Here is a 17,236-nt window from a genome sequence, read left to right on the forward strand (position 1 = left end):
CTCGGTAGTCATTCACTTGTCACCCCCTGATCCACAAAACGGACGCTACCTAACGCGTTGTGTCCCGCTGGCAGTTGGTCGCCGATACGGGCCGAATCCGCATCACAAACGACGGCAAACCCACGATCACTTTCGGGGTCAATTTGCGGTTGAATAACCTGGGTCCGGCTCCGTGTGGGATCGCACAACAACCACACCCGTGCCGCCTGTTCCGTGACGTTGGCAATCGGCGGTATGGCGTGCTGTTGCATCGTTCGCAAGCTTGAAACAGTCGCGTAACACGCAATCAAAACCGCCGCACCGTTGGCCGCCAGACGCTGGGCCAACTCCAGGGTTTCATGGCCGCGGGTTGTGTTTGGCGGCAACCATAAAACGCAATACTGGAATTGGTCGGCGAAACATTCCAAATCATCGCTGGTGAGCGAGGAAACATGATACAGCCGCCGTAGGTCCAGTCCGTTCGCGGTCGCGGCATCCGCCAGTTTGGCGGGGTCCAATGGTCCCGCGAATAACAGGTTTTCATCGATGAGGTTGATTAGCTGCATCGTCACCGGGAGCAAGCTAGTTTGCTGCTTGTTCGGCACACAAACCAATGCGGAAACTTCACCAGGGGTGAATAACCGCCGCAGACTGGCTAACCGTTCCCGGCCAATGCTGGCCAAGCAAACGGCACGGGGTTTTTCTAAAAACGTTGTCATGGAAAATCTCCTAAATTGGGGGTTGATTCAAAAATTGTGGGGCCGCTGGCCAAAGTGGCGGGCAAGCCCCTGGGTTATCACTTGCTGTTCACGTATGCCATTGCTTTTGTGGCGTTGCCGCCATTACCCTCTGCCAGCATCAAGGCATGAAGCTTTGAATCGTTCTTAACTAGCCAACTGGTTGCCTTGGCACGGTCGCCGTTAAAACGGCTCTTGGCTAATTCGGTAACCTTGTCATTCCACTGGGCCAGATAACTGCTCATTGAAAAATCTCCTAAATCGGGGGGGTCAAAATAAAAATCCAGAAAACTGAAATCTCTATTGCTTGGTGTTCACCCCCTTGCCAGAAGTGGCACTTGTATCGCTGTCATGGCCCGCTTGGGCCAGTTTGAGAATCTTTTTTCGGATGCCTGGGGGCAGGGTCGGCCATACTTTAATGACCGCGTCCAGGTCGGAATCGAGAGATAGATTTTCGGGCTTTGCCGTTTCTGTGCCGTTATTTTCTGGCGATTGCAGAATTTCCCGGGTATTATGCGAATCTTCGAATCCCCCACCGCCCAGTTTCTTATGTTGCTATCCCGGGCTAGCGCGTCATTTTCGGGAAATTCACGGCGAGTAAAACTCGCCGGTACGGAAACGCGTCGCGGCGAAGTGCACTCCCCTCCTGAAAACTCCACTGCTCCATCCCCCCTCTTACTCCACGCGAATTTGGCGGCGAGTCAGGCGGCGGGTCAGGCGGGCGCGGGTCGTGTCCAGCAGCACCGCCGCAAAGATCAACCCCGCGCGGGCGACGGGGTAGGCGTAGGGGTCGGCCCGCAATTGCACCAGCCCGGTTTCGATCGTTTGAAATAAAATCGCCCCGCACAAGGTTCCCGGAAGCAGTTTCCCTCGACCGCCAAACAAGCTGGTTCCCCCCAACACGGCGGCGGCGATGGCGATGAATTCTTTTTCTTCGCCAAAGTTGGGGCTGACCGCGCCGGTTTGCATGAGCAACACACATCCTGAAAGGGCCGCGCACCCGCCGGACAGCACATAAACCAGCAGTTGCAATCGCGTGACCCGCACACCGGCCTTTTGTGCGGCGAGGGGATCGCTTCCCAGGGCGTAGATTTGTCGGCCCGCCGCCGTAAAAGAAAGCCACCATTGCCCCCCGCACGCCACCAATCCAAATAGCAATATCGGCAAAGGGACCCATCCCCACCGCGCCGCGGCCAACTCGGTCACGGCGGATGGCATGTTGAGCGCGCGGGTCTGGGTGAGCCACAAACCGAGCCCCCGCAGGATAAACAGCATGGCCAACGTGGCAATAAACGGCAGCACCCGTAACCGCGTGATCAGCAGGCCATTGATTGCCCCTCCCGCCAGGCCCACAACCACGCCGCAAGCCAGCGACAGCCAGATGGGTTGACCGGCGGCGATCATTTTTCCGCTGACGGCCATTGCCACAAACATCAAGCTGCCGATGCTTAGATCCACGCCACCCGTCAGTAGCACCAGCGTCATGCCGACGGCGGCGATACCGGTGCCGCTGGAATGTTCCAAGATATTCAGCAAATTTTGCCCCGCGAGCATTTGCGGCGCGAACGCGGCAAAAACCAAGAGCACCAACCCGCATAGTAACACGGGTGATTGATCCAATAGCCATACTAGCAGCGTGACGGGTTTCATGCGGTGTCGCCTGGCTGGATCCCGGGTTGCAAAGCTACCACTGATTTCGCGGGACTGGAATGTGCCGGCGTGTCGGCCCGCAAGGCCGCGGATAAAATCCGCTCCCGCTCAAACTCCGACCGATCAAATTCCGCCACGACCTCCCCCTGGCACAGAACCAGCAACCGATCACACAGGCCGAGGAGTTCTTCAATTTCCGAAGAGATTAGCAGAACGCTCGACCCGGCGGCGGCCAATTGCTGAATCAAGCAATAAATTTCATATTTGGCCCCGACATCGATCCCGCGGGTTGGTTCGTCCAGAATAAACACCCGCGGCTGATTGAGCAGCCATTTTCCCAGGACGACTTTTTGCTGATTGCCGCCACTGAGTGTCCCCACCGGTTGGAAAGATTGGGCCTGGGGAGTCAATTTAACCGCTTGCCGCATTGCCTGGCTGGCGGCGCGCAGCTTAGCTCCATGCAACATACCGGTAAAGCGGCCGGAGTACCGCTTGGCGGCGACCAGCTCTAGGTTTTCGGCGATCGATGCCGCCAGACACAGCCCATCGTCACGGCGGTTTTCCGTCAAAAACGCCATCCCCGCGGAAATCCGCGCCGGGGTGGACCAATGGGTGATGTCTTGTCCCGCCAGGGTCACGGCTCCAGACCGGAGCGCATCCAGCCCAAATAAGATCCTGGCCAGTTCGGTGCGCCCGCTTCCCATGAGACCGGCCACGCCCAGGATTTCGCCCGATTTCAGGGAAAAACTGATGTCGCGGATGCTACCGGGCAGTGTCAGGCGGTTAGCGCGGAGTAGTTCCGTCCCCAGGGGATTGGAGTGGCGGGGGGGAAACAACTGATCGGTGGTACGCCCCACCATGCAGGAAACGATTTTTGGAGTGTCAAATTCCGCGACCGGTCCGGCGGCCACGACCTGGCCGTCGCGCATGATGACCAAATCCTGGCACAGTTGCCGCACATCGGCCAGCGCGTGGGAGATATACACAATGGCCGCCCCGTTTGCCCGTAAGCGTCGCAATAGGCCGAACAAGCGTTCGATTTCGGGTGCGGTGAGGGAAGTGGTCGGCTCGTCCAGGATGATCAAGCGGGCCTGCCGGGCCAGGGCCTTGGCAATTTCCACCAGTTGTCGCTCTCCGGCGGAGAGTCGTTCAACTAGCGTGGCGGGGGAAATCTCCAAGCCCACTTGCTTTAGTAATGATGCCGCGGTCTGTTGGGCGGTCTTAAAATCGATTCCCCACCAAGCGCGGGGAAAGCGCGTGAGCCACAGATTTTCGGCAATGCTTAGATTGTGAAATAGGTTTAGCTCTTGGTGGATAAATGCCACGCCGGCTTGATCGGCATCACGGGGGGAAGAGGGGGCATACGGTTTTCCGGCCAGCCGCATGGCACCGCCGTCGGGGGGTGTCACGCCGCCCAAGATATTCATGAGTGTTGATTTGCCTGCGCCGTTTTCGCCGACTAGGCCCAGGATTCGCCCGGAAAAGAGTTCCCAACTGACATCCCGGAGGACGGGATTTCCCGCGTAGGCTTTGCGGATGTTGTGAAACATAAAAAAGGGTTCGGGCTGTTCATGCCAGGTTGTCATGCGGCCGCTCCCCGTGTGCGCCAGACATCCACGAGCGCCGCCAAAAGGATGACCCCCCCCTTGATGATCATAATCATAAAATACGACAGGTTGAGCAAGTTGAGGCTATTGTCGATCAAGGCCAAGAGCAACACTCCGCTAAACGTCCACGCAATACTCCCCCGTCCGCCAAACAGGCTAGTCCCGCCGATGACGGTGGCGCCGATGACATCGAGCAGATTTTCCTTCCACTGCACGGGAGAACCGGTTTCCAACTGGGCGGTAATCAAGATCGCCCCAACCGCCGCGCACAGGCCGCTCGCCGCATAGGCCAGAATGATCGTCCCTTCCACGGGCACACCCGATACCCGGGCCGTGGCGGCGTTATATCCCACGGCCCGCAGTCGTCGTCCCCACAATGTGCGAGTCAGCATGAATTGTGTGCCCAGGCAGACCGCGCCGGCGATCGCCGCGGCGACGTACAAATTTTGGCCCAAGATTAGAAAGCCGGGCGGCAAACCGGCGATTGATTTGCTGTGCGTCAGCCAGATCGTCAGTCCGCTCCAAAACATCATGCTGGTGAGGGTGACCATGAACGCGGGCATTTGCAGAATGGCCACGCACAAGCCATTGAGCAGACCGAGCGAGGCTCCCAGGATCAGCATGACCATGATGGCCGCGGGGATGCCTCCGGAGTAATTGGTCCAAGGCCCCTGGTCTGCGGTGAGGAGCCCGGCCCCCGCGACGCTCACCACGGCGATGATCGATGTGACGGACAGATCAATCCCCCCCGTGATGAGCACCAGCGTCTGTCCGGCCGCCACGACCAAGAGTGGCAAAAGCGCGCTTGCGATATTGGCGGCGTTTTCCGGGCTGCCAAATCCCGGGACGGCAATCGCCATCCCCAACGCATAGCTAGCGCACAAGGCCAACGTGAAAAACTGGGATTGAAGGAGCCGCCGAGACATTTCTGGGTCTCACAGATTTGCGATAGCATTGGTAAAAGGGGGACGGGAGTCTTCCGCGAACAAGTCGAATTGCCAAAAGCGATTTCACTGCGTCAGACTCACGACCCCCAGGTAATCACTGCGCCGGCTTCACATTTGCCCCCCACATGCGGGGCTTTAACTCCGCCATGTTTCCCTGGTGAATCACAAAGCCCGGATCCTTAATCAGCGGCGGCACGGTTTTTCCCGCGATTAAGTCCAAGAGCGCCTGCACCGATTGCTCCGCCTCAAAATAGACATCTTGCACGCCAGTGGCGTCCAGATAACCGTCCCGCAACATTTGATACGCGGTGGCGTCGCCGTCAAATCCACCTAGGATGACATGCCCCGGCTCGCCAATTTTGTGATACTTGTCCGCCCCCTTGAGCGCCGAGACGATCGCCGGCAGCAAAAAATCCGATGAGGTAAAAATCAGCCCAATCTCGGGATCGGCCTGCAGGGCATTGACCACACCCGCTTGAGCTTTCTCCAGACTCCATTCCGACGGGACCTGCGCGACCACCTCCACGGCGTCCTCGTTACCCATGATGGCGGCGTTAAACCCGTCCCGGCGGCCAATGGCGTTGATATCTCCCAGGTCTCCCAGGATGACCATCGCTTTTTGCTTTTTGCCGGTTTTTTTCGCTTGTTCGACCAGGAACGCCACGGTTTGTCTGGTGATTTCCTGATTATCGGCCTGCACCGCCACGCTCACGGCATCCCCGGCCGCGGCGGGTCGGTTAAACAGGACAATGGGAATTTTAGCAGCGTTGGCCGCGCGGATCGCCGGAATGCATGATTGGGCATCCTTGGGCACCATAATGATGCCATCCACCTTGCGGGTGATAAAATTTTTGACCTGTTGCAGTTGACGGTTGGGGTCGCTATCGGCGATCGCCTCGAGCACGTTGATGTTGCGCTTGGCCAGCTCGGCCTTGATGGCCTCAAAACCAGCCACCCAATACTCGGTCTGGAGCGTTTCAAACGCGACACCGACGGTGAGCTGGGGCTTGCCGGTGGGGTTGGTGTTTGGCGGGGAAGATCCACACCCTGTTGCCAGTATGGTACAAGCCACTAAAAGCAGGGTAAAAAGCGTACGCGTGAACATAGGGATGACCGTGGGGAGGAATTGGATTTGGAAAGTCATGAAAACCGCGATTATCCATGGCTGTTTTCTGTCTTAGCCACGGATTGGCACAGTTGGAGTGCTGATTTCAAATTTCATATGTCAAATTTCAGATGTCAGATGTCAGACATGATCCTCCGCCAAGCCAGGTTGCTTTAATCATCGACCCGGCCGCTGACGATCATGCGCGTCTGGGCGAGCACGCTTTCCGGCTCAAATAGTTTCAGCCAGTCGGGTTGCAAAATCCGCGTTTGGCCATAACTGGAAATGAGTTGCGCCCCGTCGCTAAAGGGGAACGGCGCCCGCCCAAAGGCGATTCCCAGCTCGACTTTGATATGGCCATACATAAAATCCTCGGCGGCGGCGCGGGGAACCCCCCGGCGGACGGTTTCTTCGAGCGCTTCGCGCAAGGCCCGGACCAGCGCGATGCCGCAGGTCTCGGCCATGGTCGGCTCCAGGATCGCCATTTGCTCCACGGTGATCCGGTGGCTACGGGTGACCGGGCCGTAAAATTGCTTGGCCAGTTCCTCACCGAGGGTGTAATGTTCCTCGGGCCCCTGCAACAGCGCGCAGACAATCGCCTGGCGGGCATCGACGCCCCCAAAGAAATCGTCCCGTTCGCGCGCGGTTTCAAAATGGTCAAACACATCCGGGTGGCAGGGATGTGTCACAAAGTAGGTAATATCCCCCCGCGCGGGCAACTCCCCCGCGTGCGCCGCGGCGGGATCAAGCGTCATCACAATCGTCCCCGCGCGCAGCCGGGGGATGATCTGGGCGGCAATTTTGCCTAGGATTTTATCCGGCAAGGCCAAGATCGCCACCTCCGCCCGCTCGCAAGCAACATCCGCCTCTGTCACGGTCATGCCCCGCTGGGCCACGCGGTCCTGACCGGCGGGATGATTTTCGACTAGCAATAGCTGATGCGGCGGATCGATTTTGAGCAAGTTGTCGGTCAGGCGGCAACCCATTTTGCCCCCCGCGCCAAATATTGCGATACGTGTCATGTATGGTTTCCTGATTTTGATGGGTTGTGAGACATGTTTAGTATTGTAAAAAACGGCGTACAAAGAGGTTTTGTTTCTTGAATTCTGTGCTGGGTTGTGGAACGGTTTATGATCCTTTGGTCGGAATGCCAACCAGATTGTTATAAGAAATAATGTTGCTACGCCGCGAGTGTCCCCCGGAGCAATGTCCCCCACACGTTGTCCTTGCCCACTTGGCCTCCTTTAAAGATTACTTCCAGGCCATCGAGCGCGTTGCAGGTGGTCGCCCGGCAAAGGGGGGAGCCAGGAGCCACGGGGGCCAGCGCCTCCAGCGCGGTGATCCCCAACTGGCGGGCCACATAGCCCGAAGTGTCCCCCCCCGCCACGCCGATGCGCGGCAAAGGATGCGCGGCTAAGACCTCGACTAGGATCCGGCCCAGACAGGGACCTAACACTCGGCCGCTATGCAGTTTGATCTGCATATCGGTAAAGTCCCGCCTACGCAGAGCCTTAATCGTCGCCGCCACGCGGGGGTCCGTCGGGCCCCGACTAGTATGTAAAATCACGTTTTTGCCAGCCCTCAGGTGATGCAGCGCAAGTTGACAAACACGCGCGACTTCGGCGCCACAGAGCGACTCTTCCGCCAGTTTGCAAGGTTCGATAGCTACCGTTTCAAAGCCTTGTTCCTCCGCCCAAGCGATCTGGCGGGCATTGACTGGCGAGCAGCTCCCCGTCAGCACCAACAGTTGCTCCGTGGGCGCAAATCCCGGCGGGGCCATCTCTGACCGCGCGCCTAAACTTTCTAACAAACCCGCGTTCCGCCAATATTCCGCCAGGGCGTATTCCACCCCCGACGACCCAATCACCAATAGCGGCTCCCCGCGCTGGGCCAATTCCCACAGCAACCCGCCAATCCGCCGCAGGTCGTCCGTCGTGCAGGCATCACATAAAATTGCTCCCCCACGCTGGGCGGTCTCCGCAAATTCCGCCGCGTTAAGGCTGGCAAGGCGCGGTAAATCGACCAGGCTGATCGGCAGATCGGTTTGTTTCCCCAGATGCAGCCGGAGATCGGCCTCGGTCATGGGCGTAATCGGATGTTGCCGCATCGTGGGGTGCCGATCCAGACGGGTGACTTCACTATCCAAACCCGAACGGGCAAACAGGTTGCCAAAAGCCTGATACCGCCCCAGGGGCGGCGCGGCAATAAGCACCGGCACGGGCTGTTCGCCAAACACCACCCGGCCCAATTCTAGCGCGCGGCCGATGCTGCCAATCGTGGCGGAGGAATCCCCGGTGGAGCAAACCTTGTAATGGATGATTTTGGCCCCGGAAGCGCGCAATCCCGCAAAGATCGGGGGGAGTTCGGCGTTCATTTCCTCTGGTGACATCGTCCGGCTATGACCGGCGACGCCATACGCCCGCAAACCGGCATAGCGTGCTAATTCTGTCGTGGTGGGGGGCTGTAAAAATAGCACCGTGCGCAGGCCCGCCCATTGCATGACCTCCATGACATCGGCGGATCCGGTAAAGTCATCGCCATAATAGGCCACCAGGGGCAAAGCGGCTGTCGTCATGCGCGCCCTCCAAACTTGGCCAGTGTGGCGTGTAGTTCGGGATGTTCCCGCGCATAGTCCTGAAGCGGAATTCCCAGGGCCGCGGCTTCCCAGGCTTGTTGGATTGCGCGCAAGCCAGCCGCCGGACCGGCGGGATGGGCCATGATCCCCCCGCCCGCCACATACAGCACATCGCGGGTCCCGGTGCGGCGGAGTGTTTCGGGGGCTTGGCCCCCCCATTGGCCAGAGGAAATCACCGGCATGGCAAAGTACCCCCCCCACAGCGGTGCTTGCAGGGACTGAATGGACCGCACCACCGAATCGTCCGTTTCCCAAAATTTGTTGGCCAGGCCATTCACATGTAGATGATCCACGCCAATCGCCCGCCAAATTTTTTGGTACGCGGAAAATTCAATCCCCAACAGCGGATGCCGGGTAAGCATGCCCCAGCCATTGCGATGGCCGTGGATCGGCAATTGACAATGCCGCCGCAGCGCGCTGACTCCCGCGTGTCCCACATGATTCAAACTAACCATCACACACGTGCCGCCGTGCCGCACGACACAATCGTGGTGCCGCAGCATGGCGTCCACCTCGTCGCTGATGTTAACGGCGTACATGATTTTGCGGCCGGTCCGGTCCGCCAGGCGATTGATCACCTCCATCACGCAGCGCACACGCTCCGCTAGCGGGGAATGGGGTGGATCGGCCATCAGTTCATCATCTTTCACAAAGTCGATCCCCGCCTCGCCCAGCTCTTGCACCAACTCCGCCGTCTGCGCGGGGGAAAGTCCGACACTGGGCTTGATAATCGTCCCGATAATGGGCCGTTTATACACGCCCGTCAGCCGCCTCGTTCCGTCCACTCCAAACTGGGGACCGGGGTAGCGCGTGGCAAATTCGGCGGGCAAATCCAAATCTAACAGCTTGCAGCCGGAGTGCTCGGCCAATTCATACAAGTTGCCGCAAACCGTGGCCAGCAGCGTGGGGATGTTGCACCCCATATTGTCAAACGGAAATGAGATTTGCACTTTTGCCCGCTGAAACAGGGGTTTTCCCTGGTTAGCGCTGGGAACCTTCGCTCCGCGCAATGAAGGCATTTCGACGGTTTCCAGCCGTTCAATACCGACCACCCGGGCCCGGGCGCGGGCCTTGAGTTCCTCGGTCTCGCCGGGGACGGGCAAAAACGTCCCCGAGCTTTGTTCACCGGCGATCATTTCCGCCGCTTGCTCGACCGGCAGGGCTGTTTCGATGAGGTAGGTGGCGAGGAGGGGCATATGAATTACGAATTAAAAATGAATAATTAATAATGAAGCGGATGATGAAACATGCGCGCTTTAGCGTGAGGCAGTGAGCAAAAAAAATTCGTGGACATCCGTGCTAATCCGTGGCAAAAAAGTTGTGTCTGATCGCACTGATAGCACTCCTTAAATCAATGCCACCGGAATGACGCATGCATTTTCCGCGCTGGCGTAAGCCGCATCCACCAGTGTCAGCGTTCGCAAGTTGTCCTCCGCCGTCGTTTCCGCAGGCCCCTCGCCCAACAGCGCCCCCAGTAAATTCCTTTGACAATCGACGATGCTCGATTGCACGAGCGCGTATTGCGGGTCCGCCCAGGGGTAATCTGGCGGCGGGGCCAATTCGCGCTGGACGCCATCCGGCCCAAATATCCGCAGTTCATAGTCCAAACCCAAGGACACCCCCCCGGCGGTCCCCTCGACCGCAATGAGAGTCTGGGGAAAGCGGTCCAATTCCCACCGGCTGGCATAACTCAGGTTGCAGGTCACGCCCAAGCCGCCGGCAGCTTCCTCGTTGTCCTGCATCAGGACGACGGTGGCCAGGTCTTCTCCCGCGATATCGGGCCGGATTCGCCGCATATGACAAAAGACGGTTGCTGGCTCGCCAAATAAAAACCGCGCCACGTCCAAAATGTGCGTCCCGATATCGGTCAAAATGAACCGCCTTAAGTCCTTTAAAAATGGTTGATTGTCAAACACCGGAAAACTGTGGGCGTAATCGATCCGTGCCCGGACTAACTCTCCGCAGACGCCGCTAGTCAGGATTTCCTTAAGCCGCCGGATGGGTCGCTGCCAACGCCAATTTTCATGGACGAGCAAAGGCAAGCCCGCCGCGCCGGCTTGTTCGGTTAATGCGCGGGCCTCGCGCAGCAAGGGGGCCAGTGGTTTTTGGCAAATTACCGGCAAGCCCCGAGAAAGTGCCATTTGGGTAAATTGCACATGCGTGCCGACATCGGTCACTATATCCACAAAGTCCAGCTCTTCACGGCGCAACAATTCCTCTGGCTGGTCGTACACGGCGGAAATGCCAAACTCGTCGGCAAGTCTTTCCGCCTTGGCACGGGTACGATTGTACAAAGCGACGCACTTTGCCTGGGGCAATTCCCGCCACGCCGCCAGTTGATAACGTGCCCAAAAGCCTGTTCCAAAGAGCGCAAACCTCAGTTCCCTCATGCCAGGTCCTCCTGTTGGAGGATTTGCACACTATCCGGCGGGAGCCGCCATTCCCTGGTCCGCGCGGGCGCATGCGGGGAGGGCCAGCTTTCTTGCCGCAGACGAACGATCTGAACCTCATCCGTCAAATTTGCCAGCAGCAGGCGCCGCTGGTCGTTGTTGGTCTGGAGGGCGAGGGGGGTGATCGCCAGTGGCTGCGAACTGGATGCCGGGCAACTGGCGTAACAGTCACGCAAAGCGGCAAAAACCCGAGCCACGGGATATTCCCGCCCCATAGCATCCATGATTCCTCCCAGTCCATGCGTCTCGTACATGGTCACGCTGTGGAGTGCGGGCTGGGCTGTCAATTCCCCCAGTGCGGCCACGGTCCAGGCGGCGGCAAAGTCCGTCTGTTGACGGGGATCGGGCCGCGTGATGGGTGTGATCGCAGCCTGTGCCTCACGCGGCGGAAAAAAGCGGGGGCACAGCGTGAGGGGCGAAATGACGACCGGACAATCTCCTGCCATCCGGGCTGATTCAATCAGCCAACGATACGACTGCACGCTTTCACAAATCGAGCGGCGGTCGGTTGCGTGCACCTGCGGATGCAGCGAAAAACAGACCATTCCTCCATAGGGAACCAGCGGCCGCTGGCGGTTGAATTCGGCAAAATAGGCGTTCGTCCCCACGACCAGCCGCGCGGCAAACTCCCCCGCCAAATCCCGCTCGGCCGTCTGGACCAACCATTCCGGCGTGCAGACTTCGTTGGCGGAATAGAGCAAGATTCTCGCAATCCATTGTTGGTGCCCCGAAAGTTCGTGACACACGGCCCCCCAGGCGGCTTCCGCCCCCTGTGCCGCCACCAATGCGACTTCCAGTTGAGTCGCGCTCCGCTGGGTCAGCCGTAGTGCCGCTTGAAGATGTTCTGGCCAGTGGGGATTTGCAAGATTGAGCTCACACCGCAGATGATCAGACTTATATTTGTCCAACGCACTGGCCAATACCTCTGCACGTGATTCATCCACCATGTCCAGGGAATTAGCGGGAAGGGCCAAGCCTATGCGCGGCAACCGCCGGGCCATCCGCCAATCCACCTCCACGGTGATGGCGGTTGAGGTAGTCTGAGGGTCTGACGATACGACCGGGGAGGAACTGATTTCCGGGAATAGCTCTAGGGCCACACTTTGCTGCACCCGTGTCCCCGCCGCCACGCGCACCGGAAAAGGGAGCGCTAACGGCGTGCTATAGGTTTTATAGCTGGCATCGGACCAATTACGCTGATCCTCCATTTCAAACGTGTCGCCCCAGAAACTCACCCGCGCTTGGATTTCTGGCTGCTCCGGGGTGGCAAGCGCGACCGTATGGCTGATCTGGCGAATATCTAGAAATGGCTGGTGGGGCGCAATCCACAGGGGAAACGTCCCCGTTTCATGGGTTCCATCGCCGTGCCAGACCTCGCAGGGCTTCCCCGCGCACTCGGTCAGGGGATGCAACACGCACAAGCCTACGCGGTTTTTATAAAAATCGATCTGGGCGGTGCCGCTCACTTCATACCGCACTTGGCCCAGCTCCGTTCCGCGAATGACGCCCCGCCATTCCCAGCCGATCTCTTCCCCCGTCGGCCCGGCTGGTCGGTGGACGACATGGATAAATTTGATCGTAAAATCGCGCTCTCCCGCGCGTATATCCTGCCAGGTCAATGCTGGCGGTATCGTATTCCAGTGGCGGTCCCGCACCGCGGGAAAAATTCCCCGCAGGACCTCGTGCTGGCCAAAATAAATCTCCCGTATAAATCCATTTTCTGGCTCATAGCGCAGCACCAAAGGCCCGGCCCGCAAAATCCGTGGAGCGAGTGTGGGTAGCGCGGTGGTGGCCGTGGCGGGGGACATGAATAGGGAACAGGGGGTAGGGGTTAGGGAAAGTGATGAGTGGATAGCGAATAGTTTGATGGAGTGGCTCGTGAGCAAACTATTTCAATTGGCCGATGCAAAACAGATGCCCCTCCGTGCGAATAAACAACTGCCCATGCGCGACTGCGGGGGAGGCCTGGACCTTCTCGCCTAACGGGTTTCTGGCCAGTTCGGCAAATTCCTTCTTGGCGGCCAAGACCACCGTCTCCCCCTCGTCACCGACAAAGTACAGTCGATCCCCCACCGCCACCGGCGAAGCCGAAAAATTCCCCCCAATCCGTTTTTGCCAGACAATTTTCCCCGTTTGTTCATCAAAGCAACTTGCCACCCCCTCGTCCGTCATCGCATACAGATACGGCGCGACAAAAATCATGGACGGAACCTTGGGCATTCCTTTGGCCTGTTCCCAGACCAGATTTTGCTCTTTTAACTCACCCATTCCCCCCAGCTTAAACGCTTTGATCGTTTCCTTTCCCCCCCAGCCGCCAGCGGTAAAAACCAGGCCGGCGCCGATGATCGTGGAGGGGACTTTCCCTTCGCCGATGACTTCGCTACTCCAGAGCCGTTTGCCGGTTTTTAGGTCAAAGCCCTGCACCACGTCGCCGGCCTCGCTAATAAGCTGCGTTCCGGCGGGGGACTTCCACAAGCAGGGAGCGCCGTGCGAGATGCGGGACTGGCCGCGCGCGGCTTTCCATTTTTCCCGGCCGGTCGCGGCATCCAAAGCGATAATGTACGCCCCGTCCCACGGTGTTTGCCAACCTACTTTTTTATCCTCGCCTTCACTGCTGCCGTCGCGGGGCATTATCAGTAGCCCCTCATGCAGGATGGGGGACGTCCCCAGGCCATGCTGACTATAAAATTTGTAATCGCGATTGGTCCACACGATCTCCCCCTGAAAATCGACCGCCGCGAAACTCCCATCGCCAAAACAGGCATACACCCGCTGGCCATCGGTCGCGGGGGTCGGCGTGGCATACGTGTTGCGCCCCTCTTTACGAAGCAGTTCCTGTGTGAACACTTCTTTATTCCACAAAATTTCTCCCGATTTGCGGTCGAGCGCGAGGAGGCGGCACGACTTGCCCCCGTCCGCGGCGGTGGTGACAAACACGCGATCCTCCCACACAATCGGCGACGACCAGCCCTCACCAGGGATGGCGGTTTTCCAAGCAATGTTGTCCTTAGCGGACCATTTTAGGGGAGCCGTCGTGCTGGTCGCGTGCCCCTGATTATCCGGACCGCGAAATTGCGGCCAGTTATCGCCGTAGGCCAGCCAAGGGGCACAAAGCAGCAGTAGCGAACAGAACAGCCCCGCGTGATAAACTTGGCGATCAATTTGCATAAATAGACTCCCAGTACGATTTGTGGGACAATGGCAATTGGATCTTTGCGGGCCCTAGGCCCAACCCATCCCAGCCCAGGGCAAGCGCAGCGTCGCCCTAGGTTACTCTTGTAGTACGTATTCATGAGTGTACGGGCTAAAGTCCGCATAACGAGAATTCCTTTATTATCATAATCGCCAATCCGTTTACTATTGCTTTTGTCCTGGTGGTGAATATTTTTTGGCCGCATCATCCAGGACCAACACCCAATCGACCATCTCTCCCGGCTGTGGCGGTGTAAATTCCCGTTCTCCCCGATTCTCAAACAAGCCGATTTCCTTTGCCTGGCCATCAAGCGGGTTAAACCACCATGCCTGGACCTGCTTGCCGGTGATCCCGTCCATGCGCACCTTGAACGGTCGGCCTATCGGGGCGTACACAAACGCATAACTTCCCCCCTGGTCTCCGGTCGCCACAAAGCGATACCGTCCCGCGCCGGGTACGCTGGTCGGCACGCGATCCGTGACGATCAGCTTATCCAGGGGGATCCTATCGCCGTGGGGACGCGACTCCAGCAGGGCCCGCCCATGACGCATTTGATCGGCGCCGGGCTGCAATATCGCTTGATCCCAGGGCAAGAGCGGATTATTGATGGGGTCGCGCCCGGGGGACCACATTTGCCAGACCGAATGATGCCCATAGGTATGCCCACAGGCGCCGGTGAATAAATTCCAGTACAACGGTCGGCGAACGTCGCCGCTGATGGAGTGTCCCTGTTCGTCGGCTTTGAAAGAAACCGGGTGGTCTTCGTAGATCGGCTCGCCGTCCAGGACCGGTTTTACCGGCTGACGATCGTAATCGACGCGGGTTTGATCGTAACGCTTGGTAAAGCCCGGCTCGTGGCCGTTTTGCCGCATATTAAAATCGAGCCACTCGTCCTGATGAAATTCTTGTGCTGAGCCATTCCCCCCCGTCGGGTGAAATGTCCTCAAGTGCGCGCCGCCGTCTCCCTGGTGCAAGCCCGCCGCCATTCGGCGGATGATCTCGCGGTGGAGGTCGCTTTCCACCGGCCGGTCCCCTCCCAGGATCCAAATGACCGCGGCATCCTTGTATCGCTGGCCTAACCACTGGCCATACTGTTCGGCATTTTCAGGGGTAAAAATTTCCGGTCCAACCCCCCATTTTTTATTCCATTTATCTCCCCAGGTCGGCAGCAACCCCACCACCAGGCCGACGGAGTTCGCCTTTTTAACAATGTAATCCACGTGATCCCAGTAATCATTTTCCGGGCCGTCCGTTACCGCCGGTTTGGTCGGATCATTATCCACCAGCGGCTTATGCCCATAAGCGTTGGGCGTGTTAAGTCCATCCAACTCGGCCAGGGCGACCGCCTGAATCACGGTGTAGCCTTGCTTGGCCCGCAGTTCCAGATATTTGTCGGCTTCCTCCCGATTGAGCCGGTGAAACAACTCCCAGGCGGTATCCCCCAGGTAAAAAAATGGTTGGCCTTTTTCCCCCTGGACCAGATAACGGTGGTTATCGCTGACCCGCAGCTTAACCGGGGCGGGTGAATCGGCGGCAGCTTGTTGCCATGCAAACCAAACCAGACTAGCCAGTGCAAAGAGCACTCTTCCGGTGGCGACTCTCCGTGCGGGGACGTAATTTTGACAAGCATTCATGAATAAAATCTCCCTTAAGACCAACGAGAAGCGACTAAATACTGTTTGCCATAATCCAAATGCTGCCGGAGCAACTTGACCGCCAGCGGCGATTTTCCGGCGGAAATCGCGGCAAAAATCCCTTCGTGTTCCGCCACCGCGGCCGTCAAACGCCCCGGCGCCTGGGACATGACTTGAAAGATCACCCGCTGCATCCGCTCTCGATGGGTCAGCAGACAATCCAACATCGCCTGATTGCCAAAGACCCGAAAGAGCAGCAAGTGGAACTCCGCGTCTAATTCGACCAGACGGGCGACGGCCCCCTTAGCCGCTGCCTGAACTTGTTGGCGCAGATTACGCTCAATCTCGGCGGTTTGCCGGGAAGAGAGATTTCCGGTAATCGCCGCGACCACGTAAGATTCGAGGGCCTTGCGCAGTTCAAAATGATCCGCGATTTCCTGAATGGAAAGCTCGCGGACCAAAATCCCCTGTTGGGGCGAAATCGTGACAAAACCCTCTTGTTCTAGCCGCTCGAGCGCGGCCTTGATGGGCGTTTTGCTCATGCCCAGCAGTGTTTCCAACTGCCGTTCCGAAAGGAGCGTGCCGGCGGGAAAGCGCGCGTCCTGCAACCGCGACTTGATCGCGTCATAGGCGCGGTCCTTTAGTAGCGCGCGTGATCCAGGCACGGCGCGCGATTCAGACGGGATGTGGTCCTTGGGCACCGCGCGGGGTATGGGCAACGCGGGGGACTCCCCGGCGGTTCCTGGCCGCTGCTTGCCGACTTTTCGCTGTTGCGGCCGCGCCGCGCGCAATCCACCGGACATACTACCGCTCTCCCTTTTGCGATTAACGAAAAGCCCACCGTCCGTTGATGAGCGGGCTATGGCCCCCCGCCTCGTGACGGCACGCGGCGAATTCTTCCCCCAGACGGCGGCAACCGGCCTCCCGGACTGGTTGCTCGTTTTGTTTGTGGAGTATAACTGAGATTTCAGTGAATGCAAGGAATTAATTTTGGTAATGCCGTGGAAAATGGCAACAGCTTTTGCCGAATCCCCGTACGGGCAATGTCCCGTCGCCGCTTCAAAGGATGGGCGAGTACAACTCGCTGCTACGGGCAGAATAGCGAGTACAACTCGCCGCTACGGGCAGATTGGCGACGGGAGGTCGCCGGTATAGGCCAGTGAATAACTTTCCCGTGGTATTGCTGTGCTCCACCACCGGCTACGAGCTTTTACCCTACGGGATGAAGGCGGAACAATTAGAAATTAAGCGGCGTGAAAAAAAAGGGAGTTGCGAAACGGACTCGCACCAAAGCGGGAA

At 58.4% G+C, this 17,236-nt stretch carries 14 protein-coding genes; all 14 read right to left on the bottom strand.

Going from position 1 to position 17,236, the window contains the following annotated elements; all coding sequences use genetic code 11:
* Positions 1–8: 8 nt before the first annotated feature.
* Positions 9–698 carry a hypothetical protein gene (locus tag SFX18_08750; protein ID MDX1963228.1) on the bottom strand — a complete coding sequence of 230 codons (690 nt, stop codon included), beginning with the start codon at positions 696–698 and terminating at the stop codon, positions 9–11.
* A 77-nt stretch (positions 699–775) separates the two neighbouring features.
* Positions 776–961 carry a hypothetical protein gene (locus SFX18_08755; protein MDX1963229.1) on the bottom strand — a complete coding sequence of 62 codons (186 nt, stop codon included), beginning with the start codon at positions 959–961 and terminating at the stop codon, positions 776–778.
* Positions 962–1,391: 430 nt separating this feature from the next.
* Positions 1,392–2,366 carry an ABC transporter permease gene (locus SFX18_08760; protein ID MDX1963230.1) on the bottom strand — a complete coding sequence of 325 codons (975 nt, stop codon included), beginning with the start codon at positions 2,364–2,366 and terminating at the stop codon, positions 1,392–1,394.
* Complete coding sequence (locus SFX18_08765; protein MDX1963231.1) at positions 2,363–3,952, bottom strand: sugar ABC transporter ATP-binding protein; 1,590 nt, start codon at positions 3,950–3,952, stop codon at positions 2,363–2,365. The genes SFX18_08760 and SFX18_08765 overlap by 4 nt, the downstream gene beginning before the upstream one ends.
* On the bottom strand, positions 3,949–4,899 hold the full coding sequence (locus tag SFX18_08770) for an ABC transporter permease (GenBank protein MDX1963232.1): 951 nt from the start codon (positions 4,897–4,899) through the stop codon (positions 3,949–3,951). The genes SFX18_08765 and SFX18_08770 overlap by 4 nt, the downstream gene beginning before the upstream one ends.
* Positions 4,900–5,014: 115 nt before the next feature.
* Positions 5,015–6,025 carry a sugar ABC transporter substrate-binding protein gene (locus SFX18_08775; GenBank protein ID MDX1963233.1) on the bottom strand — a complete coding sequence of 337 codons (1,011 nt, stop codon included), beginning with the start codon at positions 6,023–6,025 and terminating at the stop codon, positions 5,015–5,017.
* Positions 6,026–6,198: 173 nt separating this feature from the next.
* Entirely contained in the window at positions 6,199–7,047 is an 849-nt protein-coding gene (locus tag SFX18_08780) for a phosphogluconate dehydrogenase C-terminal domain-containing protein (protein ID MDX1963234.1), read from the bottom strand.
* Positions 7,048–7,205: 158 nt separating this feature from the next.
* On the bottom strand, positions 7,206–8,600 hold the full coding sequence (locus SFX18_08785) for a four-carbon acid sugar kinase family protein (protein MDX1963235.1): 1,395 nt from the start codon (positions 8,598–8,600) through the stop codon (positions 7,206–7,208).
* Entirely contained in the window at positions 8,597–9,856 is a 1,260-nt protein-coding gene (locus SFX18_08790) for a ribulose-bisphosphate carboxylase large subunit family protein (protein ID MDX1963236.1), read from the bottom strand. Before SFX18_08790 ends, SFX18_08785 begins: the two co-directional genes overlap by 4 nt.
* Positions 9,857–10,006: 150 nt before the next feature.
* Positions 10,007–11,050 (bottom strand): Gfo/Idh/MocA family oxidoreductase, encoded by a 1,044-nt coding sequence (locus SFX18_08795; protein ID MDX1963237.1) that lies wholly within the window; start codon positions 11,048–11,050, stop codon positions 10,007–10,009.
* Positions 11,047–12,918, bottom strand: a complete 1,872-nt coding sequence (locus tag SFX18_08800) for a hypothetical protein (GenBank protein ID MDX1963238.1) — start codon at positions 12,916–12,918, stop codon at positions 11,047–11,049. Before SFX18_08800 ends, SFX18_08795 begins: the two co-directional genes overlap by 4 nt.
* Before the next feature lie 79 nt (positions 12,919–12,997).
* Positions 12,998–14,278 (bottom strand): PQQ-binding-like beta-propeller repeat protein, encoded by a 1,281-nt coding sequence (locus SFX18_08805; GenBank protein ID MDX1963239.1) that lies wholly within the window; start codon positions 14,276–14,278, stop codon positions 12,998–13,000.
* A 189-nt stretch (positions 14,279–14,467) separates the two neighbouring features.
* Entirely contained in the window at positions 14,468–15,937 is a 1,470-nt protein-coding gene (locus SFX18_08810; protein ID MDX1963240.1) for a glycoside hydrolase family 140 protein, read from the bottom strand.
* A gap of 14 nt (positions 15,938–15,951) precedes the next feature.
* Positions 15,952–16,740 carry a GntR family transcriptional regulator gene (locus tag SFX18_08815; protein ID MDX1963241.1) on the bottom strand — a complete coding sequence of 263 codons (789 nt, stop codon included), beginning with the start codon at positions 16,738–16,740 and terminating at the stop codon, positions 15,952–15,954.
* Between the last annotated feature and the right edge of the window lie 496 nt (positions 16,741–17,236).

Source organism: Pirellulales bacterium, assembly GCA_033762255.1.
GTDB lineage: Bacteria > Planctomycetota > Planctomycetia > Pirellulales > JALHPA01 > JANRLT01.

Excerpts from the sequence above, each read along its gene's own strand:
- SFX18_08795 (MDX1963237.1), bottom strand. The coding sequence starts at position 11,050 with ATGAGGGAACTGAGGTTTGCGCTCTTTGGAACAGGCTTTTGGGCACGT.
- SFX18_08805 (MDX1963239.1), bottom strand. The coding sequence starts at position 14,278 with ATGCAAATTGATCGCCAAGTTTATCACGCGGGGCTGTTCTGTTCGCTA.
- SFX18_08785 (MDX1963235.1), bottom strand. The coding sequence starts at position 8,600 with ATGACGACAGCCGCTTTGCCCCTGGTGGCCTATTATGGCGATGACTTT.
- SFX18_08770 (MDX1963232.1), bottom strand. The coding sequence starts at position 4,899 with ATGTCTCGGCGGCTCCTTCAATCCCAGTTTTTCACGTTGGCCTTGTGC.
- SFX18_08780 (MDX1963234.1), bottom strand. The coding sequence starts at position 7,047 with ATGACACGTATCGCAATATTTGGCGCGGGGGGCAAAATGGGTTGCCGC.
- SFX18_08750 (MDX1963228.1), bottom strand. The coding sequence starts at position 698 with ATGACAACGTTTTTAGAAAAACCCCGTGCCGTTTGCTTGGCCAGCATT.
- SFX18_08800 (MDX1963238.1), bottom strand. The coding sequence starts at position 12,918 with ATGTCCCCCGCCACGGCCACCACCGCGCTACCCACACTCGCTCCACGG.
- SFX18_08810 (MDX1963240.1), bottom strand. The coding sequence starts at position 15,937 with ATGAATGCTTGTCAAAATTACGTCCCCGCACGGAGAGTCGCCACCGGA.
- SFX18_08755 (MDX1963229.1), bottom strand. The coding sequence starts at position 961 with ATGAGCAGTTATCTGGCCCAGTGGAATGACAAGGTTACCGAATTAGCC.
- SFX18_08760 (MDX1963230.1), bottom strand. The coding sequence starts at position 2,366 with ATGAAACCCGTCACGCTGCTAGTATGGCTATTGGATCAATCACCCGTG.
- SFX18_08765 (MDX1963231.1), bottom strand. The coding sequence starts at position 3,952 with ATGACAACCTGGCATGAACAGCCCGAACCCTTTTTTATGTTTCACAAC.
- SFX18_08775 (MDX1963233.1), bottom strand. The coding sequence starts at position 6,025 with ATGTTCACGCGTACGCTTTTTACCCTGCTTTTAGTGGCTTGTACCATA.
- SFX18_08790 (MDX1963236.1), bottom strand. The coding sequence starts at position 9,856 with ATGCCCCTCCTCGCCACCTACCTCATCGAAACAGCCCTGCCGGTCGAG.
- SFX18_08815 (MDX1963241.1), bottom strand. The coding sequence starts at position 16,740 with ATGTCCGGTGGATTGCGCGCGGCGCGGCCGCAACAGCGAAAAGTCGGC.